The 4,223-nt window shown below is 64.1% G+C and carries 3 protein-coding genes; all 3 read left to right on the top strand.

Annotated features, from left to right (window positions below; translation table 11 throughout):
* The first annotated feature begins 19 nt into the window (after window positions 1-19).
* The 3 genes from atpA (at window position 20) to atpD (ending at window position 4,100) form a co-directional block, all read left to right on the top strand.
* Window positions 20-1,549, top strand: a complete 1,530-nt coding sequence (gene atpA / locus VGN68_RS13030; RefSeq protein ID WP_293699056.1) for a F0F1 ATP synthase subunit alpha — start codon at window positions 20-22, stop codon at window positions 1,547-1,549.
* 112 nt (window positions 1,550-1,661) lie between these two features.
* A complete protein-coding gene (locus VGN68_RS13025) occupies window positions 1,662-2,537 on the top strand; it encodes a F0F1 ATP synthase subunit gamma (RefSeq protein ID WP_327477311.1) in 876 nt (291 codons plus the stop codon).
* A gap of 24 nt (window positions 2,538-2,561) precedes the next feature.
* A complete protein-coding gene (atpD, locus tag VGN68_RS13020) occupies window positions 2,562-4,100 on the top strand; it encodes a F0F1 ATP synthase subunit beta (protein WP_327477310.1) in 1,539 nt (512 codons plus the stop codon).
* Window positions 4,101-4,223: the final 123 nt, after the last annotated feature.

Below are 4,223 nucleotides of genomic sequence, written 5' to 3'. Positions count from 1 at the left end.
CCCGATGAAAGGCTAAACAATGGAAATCCGCGCCGCTGAAATCAGCAAGGTCATCAAGGACCAGATCGCCAATTTCGGCACCGACGCCACGGTCAGCGAAATCGGTCAGGTGCTGTCGGTCGGCGACGGCATCGCCCGCGTCCACGGCCTCGACAATGTCCAGGCCGGTGAAATGGTCGAATTCGCCAACGGCGTGCAGGGCATGGCCCTGAACCTCGAAGCCGACAACGTCGGCATCGTGATCTTCGGCAGCGATGCCGAGATCAAGGAAGGCGACCAGGTCAAGCGCACCGGCACGATCGTCGACGTCCCCGTCGGCAAAGGCCTGCTCGGCCGCGTCGTCGATGGCCTCGGCAATCCGATTGACGGCAAGGGCCCGATCAAGGCCGACAAGCGCATGCGCGTCGAAGTCAAGGCGCCGGGGATCATCCCGCGCACCTCGGTTCACGAACCCGTCCAGACCGGCCTGAAGGCGCTCGACGCGCTCGTCCCCGTCGGCCGCGGCCAGCGCGAGCTGATCATCGGCGATCGCCAGACCGGCAAGACCGCGGTCGCGATCGACACCTTCATCAACCAGAAGGCCGCCAACGCGGGCGATGATGAGTCGAAGAAGCTCTATTGCATCTACGTCGCCGTCGGCCAGAAGCGCTCGACCGTGGCGCAGATCGTCCGTCAGCTCGAAGAAAATGGCGCGATGGAATATTCGATCGTCGTCGCCGCGACCGCGTCGGAACCCGCCCCGCTGCAGTTCCTCGCCCCCTACACCGGCTGCACCATGGGCGAGTTTTTCCGCGACAACGGCATGCACGCCGTGATCGTTTATGACGATCTGTCGAAGCAGGCCGTCGCTTACCGCCAGATGTCGCTGCTGCTGCGCCGCCCGCCGGGCCGCGAAGCCTATCCGGGTGACGTGTTCTATCTGCACAGCCGCCTGCTCGAGCGCGCTGCAAAGATGAACAGCGACAATGGTTCGGGCTCGCTCACCGCGCTGCCGATCATCGAAACGCAGGCGGGCGACGTTTCGGCGTACATCCCGACCAACGTGATTTCGATCACCGACGGCCAGATCTTCCTCGAAACCGGTCTGTTCAACGCCGGTATCCGCCCGGCGATCAACGTCGGCCTGTCGGTGAGCCGCGTCGGTTCGGCCGCGCAGACGAAGGCGATGAAAAAGGTGTCGGGCTCGATCAAGCTCGAGCTTGCGCAATATCGCGAAATGGAAGCCTTCGCGCAATTCGGTTCGGACCTTGATGCGTCGACGCAGAAGCTGCTCAACCGCGGCGCGCGCCTGACCCAGCTGCTCAAGCAGGCGCAATTCCAGCCGATGCCGTTCGAAGAGCAGACCGCGTCGATCTTTGCCGGCACCAACGGCTTCCTAGACAATGTCGCGACCACCGACGTCAACCGCTACGAACAGGCGATGCTCGCCTATCTGCGCAGCGACCACCCGCAGGTGCTGGCAGCGATCCGCGATACCAAGGATCTGGGCGACGACGCCAAAAAGGGCCTGGTCGCGGCGCTCGAAGCATTCGGCAAGATTTTCGCTTAGTAACCATTCCACCGTCACCCCGGGCTTGACCCGGGGTCCCGCCTAACGGCGGCGGTGGCGACAGCGGGACCCCGGATCACGTCCGGGGTGACGAAAAAGAGGAACCGATAGAGTGGCATCACTCAAGGAACTCAAAGGGCGGATCGGCTCGGTCAAATCGACCCAGAAGATCACCAAGGCCAAGAAAATGGTCGCCGCGGCCAAGCTGCGCCGTGCACAGGCGGCCGCCGAAGCCGCGCGCCCCTATGCCGAACGGCTCGAAGGCGTCGTCGCCAGCCTGGCGTCGAAGGTCGGCGGGTCCGATTCGGCGCCGCAGCTGCTCGCCGGCACCGGCAAGAGCGACACGCATCTGCTCGTCGTCCTCAACAGCGACCGCGGGCTTGCGGGCGCGTTCAACTCGAACATCGTCCGCGCCGCGCGCGACAAGGCGCTCGAATTGCAGGCGCAGGGCAAGAAGGTTCTCTTCTTCCTCGTCGGTCGCAAGGGCCGTCCGGTCATCGCGCGCCTGTTCGCGGGCCAGATCGTCGAGCAGTACGAAACTACCGGCATCCGCGACATCGGCTTTGCGCAGGCGCAGGACATCGCCGCCAAGGTGATGGAAATGTACGAAGCAGGCGCCTTCGACGTCGCGCATCTCTTCTATTCGAAGTTCCGCTCGGCGCTCCTTCAGGAAGCCACCGGCCAGCAGCTGATCCCCGTCCCCGCCCCAGTCGATGTTCCGGCATCGAGCGGCGCCGCGGTCGAATATGAGCCCGACGAAGAAGCGATCCTCGCCGACCTGCTGCCGCGCAACATCACGATCCAGATCTTCAAGGGTCTGCTGGAAAATGCCGCGTCCGAACAGGGCGCGTCGATGACCGCGATGGACAATGCGACGCGCAACGCGGGCGACCTGATCAACAAGCTGACCATCATTTACAACCGCACGCGTCAGGCGGCGATCACGACCGAACTGATTGAAATCATCGCGGGCGCCGAAGCGCTCTAATCGATCAACCCAAGGAAGAAGACCATGGCAACCGCTCCCGCTCCCGAGAAGAAGGCTCCGGCCAAGAAGGCCGCCGCGCCTAAGGCTGCTGCGCCGAAGAAGGCCGCTGCCCCCAAGGCCGCCAGCACCGGCATCGCCACCGGCCGCATCGCGCAGGTCATCGGCGCGGTCGTCGACGTCCAGTTCACCGGCGAGCTGCCCGCGATTCTGAACGCGCTGGAAACCGACAACAACGGCAACCGCCTCGTGCTCGAAGTCGCGCAGCACCTCGGTGAAAACACCGTCCGCACCATCGCGATGGACGCGACCGACGGCCTGACCCGCGGCCAGCCCGTCACCGACACCGGCGCGCAGATCTCGGTCCCCGTCGGCCCGCAGACGCTTGGCCGGATCCTCAACGTCATTGGCGAGCCGATCGACGAACGCGGCCCGGTCGTCACCGACCTCCGCTCGCCGATCCATGCCAAGGCACCGGAATTCGTCGACCAGTCGACCGAATCGAGCATCCTCGTCACCGGCATCAAGGTCATCGACCTGATCGCGCCTTATGCGAAGGGCGGCAAGATCGGCCTGTTCGGCGGCGCCGGCGTCGGCAAGACCGTTCTTATTCAGGAACTGATCAACAACATCGCCAAGGGCCATGGTGGTACGTCGGTGTTCGCGGGCGTCGGTGAACGCACCCGCGAAGGCAATGATCTCTACCACGAATTCCTCGACGCCGGGGTTATCGCCAAGGACGCCGACGGCAACCCGACCCCCGAGGGATCGAAGGTGGCGCTGGTGTTCGGCCAGATGAACGAGCCCCCGGGCGCCCGCGCCCGCGTCGCCCTGTCGGGCCTGACGATCGCCGAATATTTCCGCGACGTCGAAGGTCAGGACGTGCTGTTCTTCGTCGACAACATCTTCCGCTTTACCCAGGCGGGTTCGGAAGTGTCGGCGCTGCTCGGCCGTATTCCCTCGGCTGTGGGTTACCAGCCGACGCTGTCGACCGACATGGGCGCGCTGCAGGAACGCATCACCTCGACGAACAAGGGCTCGATCACCTCGGTGCAGGCCATTTACGTTCCCGCAGATGACTTGACCGACCCTGCCCCGGCAACCTCCTTCGCCCACTTGGACGCGACGACGACGCTGAACCGCGCGATTTCGGAACTCGGCATCTATCCGGCGGTCGATCCGCTCGATTCGACCAGCCGCGTGCTGACCGCCGCGATCGTCGGCCAAGAGCATTATGAAACCGCCCGCCGCGTTCAGGAAACGCTGCAGAAGTACAAGTCGCTGCAGGACATCATCGCGATTCTCGGCATGGACGAGCTTTCGGAAGAAGATAAGCTGGTCGTCGCGCGCGCGCGCAAGATCCAGCGCTTCCTGTCGCAGCCCTTCCACGTCGCCGAAGTCTTCACCAACATCCCCGGCAAGTTCGTGGCGATCGAAGACACGGTGAAGTCGTTCAAGGCGGTCGTCGACGGCGAATATGACCATCTGCCCGAAGCGGCTTTCTACATGGTCGGCGGCATCGACGAAGCGGTCGCCAAGGCCGCGAAGCTCGCCGAAGACGCGTAACAAACCTACACCCCTCCCCGCGCGGGAGGGGTTTAAGGACATATCATGGCTCTGAAGTTCGAACTCGTCACCCCGGCCCGCCTCGAGCGGTCGATCGAGGTTTACATGGTCACCGTGCCCGGC

It is taken from the genome of Sphingopyxis sp., assembly GCF_035998965.1.
Taxonomy (GTDB): Bacteria; Pseudomonadota; Alphaproteobacteria; order Sphingomonadales; family Sphingomonadaceae; genus Sphingopyxis.
The sequence above is the reverse complement of the archived record's forward strand: the minus strand, read 5'-3'. Positions and strand labels throughout refer to the sequence as shown.

Coding starts and splice junctions, on each gene's coding strand:
- atpA (WP_293699056.1), top strand. CDS start 20: ATGGAAATCCGCGCCGCTGAAATCAGCAAGGTCATCAAGGACCAGATC.
- atpD (WP_327477310.1), top strand. CDS start 2,562: ATGGCAACCGCTCCCGCTCCCGAGAAGAAGGCTCCGGCCAAGAAGGCC.